The organism is Calothrix sp. CBUCES-K 9914, assembly GCF_059640475.1.
In genome coordinates this window covers 1-2118 of sequence record NZ_JBXXZH010000513.1, presented here as the reverse complement: position 1 = coordinate 2118, position 2118 = coordinate 1, and the positions used below count along the sequence as shown (strand labels likewise).

The 2118-nt window shown below is 46.3% G+C and carries 2 protein-coding genes; both read right to left on the bottom strand.

Features of this window, described 5'->3' with window-relative positions:
* Positions 1 to 208: 208 nt before the first annotated feature.
* The gene (locus AC2JBO_RS44645) at positions 209 to 403 is read right to left on the bottom strand and encodes a hypothetical protein (RefSeq protein ID WP_496960036.1); all 195 of its coding nucleotides are present in this window, start codon (positions 401 to 403) and stop codon (positions 209 to 211) included.
* Positions 404 to 713: 310 nt separating this feature from the next.
* Positions 714 to 2118 (bottom strand): translation initiation factor IF-2 (gene infB, locus AC2JBO_RS44640; RefSeq protein ID WP_496960035.1); only part of this gene is annotated, 1405 nt, incomplete at its 5' end.

The window sequence follows — 2118 nt, the reverse complement described above, 5'->3', positions numbered from 1 at the left end:
GATGCAGGGGGAGGCTAGAAACGGAAGGAGTGGAGAAATTGAGGAACTATTTTCATCGATATTTGCATCCGATATGAATCAATATTGCTTCATACTCATCCTCCCCGCCCTACCCCCGAAGCCTCCAAAGCCCCCGAAGCACCCTTATTAAGACTTGTGTGTACACCGTAGCTTATTAAGGGGGGCTAGGGGGGATTAAATCAATACACTAGTACGCTAAGTTTTCCAAAGTTTCTCGTAAATACCTTTGTACTTGCTCTTCCAAGCCTAGATTTTGATATTTGGCGCCCGCTTCAAGTTGCCAGCGAATGAAACCGGAGCTTGCGGCAATGGCATGTTGCAAGCTCTTCCAAATTTCTGTGTCCGCGCTTTGATTGTCTTGTTCTAAATTAATGTTACCCATTATACATAACTCCGATAGATAAACTTCGAGAGCGACTGGGGCAAGATTCAGTAAATTTGCACCCTGAAAAAGTAAAAATTAACTTTAACTTTAACTATTTCTTTTATAAAAGTAGTCTTGTTCGGTTGCAAATTCTGTCACATCGGTGACTAAACTACCCGAATTGTTACGGAAATTAAAAAAATTGATTTACGTATTGCCTTTACGCCCTCTTCTTAATAATAGAGGCACAACAAAATATTGTGCCTCTGATTCTCTATATATATAGATAGTGTCAATCGTAGGGTGGGCACTGCCCACCTTACCTTTGCTATTTAGTTTTGGTGGAAGCGAGGGTTCGACGTTTTGTCACCATCTGGAAGCCTTCGATGATATCACCTTCTGTCCAGTCGTTGAACTTGTCGATGCCGATACCGCACTCGTAGCCAGCGTTAACTTCACGCGCGTCTTCTTTCATCCGTTTGAGTGAATCAAGCGCACCTTCAAACAGCTGTTTGCCAGCGCGTAAAACCCTGACTTTGCAGTTGCGGATCAGCTTGCCATTTTGAATGTAGCAACCTGCAACGGCGCCACGACCAACTGGGAAAACGGCGCGGACTTCGGCTTGACCCAGTGGTTCTTCGACCAATTCGGGTTCCAAGAGACCTTCGAGCGCATCTTGAATATCTTCGAGTAACTTGTAAATGATGTTGTACTCACGAACATCCACACCCGCTTCGTCAGCAGCAGAACGGGCGCCACTGGCATAGGTGGTATTGAAACCAATAATGACTGCACCACTCGCTGCGGCTAAGTCGATATCAGTTTGAGTAATTTCACCTGCCGATGAAAGCAATAAGCGAATTTGCACTTCGTTTTGCGGAAGCTGCTTCAAAGAACCAACAATCGCCTCGACAGAACCTTGAACGTCGCCCTTCAAAATCAGGTTGAGTTCCTTTAATTCGCCTTCTTGTGCCTTCGCGGAAATACCCGCCAAAGTCACACGCCCCTGCATCAAGCGTGATTGGCGAAGCTTCTCGGCACGTTGTTCGGCAATGACACGAGCTTCTTTTTCAACTAAGAATACCTCGAACTCATCACCTGCCGCAGGCACATCGCTTAAGCCTAATACTTCAACCGCGAACGATGGGGAAGCAGCTTCTACACGCTTACCTTGGTCATCGACCATTGCCCGAACTTTACCCAATACAGAGCCTGCAACGAGTATATCGCCGACTTTCAAAGTACCGTTTTGAATCAACAGCGTTGCAACCGCTCCCTTCGCTTTATCAAGATGCGCTTCAATTACAGTTCCCTTCGCTGGACGATTTGGGTTCGCAGATAGTTCTCCGACTTCTGCCACAAGCAAAATCATCTCTAACAAGGTATCTAAGTTCTCACCCTTGATGGCGCTGACGGGTACCATAATAGTATCGCCACCCCATTCTTCAGGTGTCATATTATACTGAGTTAGCTCTTGTTTTACGCGGTCGGGCTGGGCACCTTCTTTATCAATTTTGTTGATTGCTACAACAATAGGAACTTCAGCAGCTTGTGCGTGGCTAATTGCTTCTACAGTTTGTGGACGCACACCATCATCGGCGGCGACTACTAATATTGCGATATCAGTAACGCGCGCTCCACGTGCCCGCATTGCGGTAAATGCTTCGTGACCAGGTGTATCAAGGAAGACAACTTGCTGCATTTGACCGTTGTGTTCAACATCAACGTGGTAG

Excerpts from the sequence above, each read along its gene's own strand:
- AC2JBO_RS44645 (WP_496960036.1), bottom strand. The coding sequence starts at position 403 with ATGGGTAACATTAATTTAGAACAAGACAATCAAAGCGCGGACACAGAA.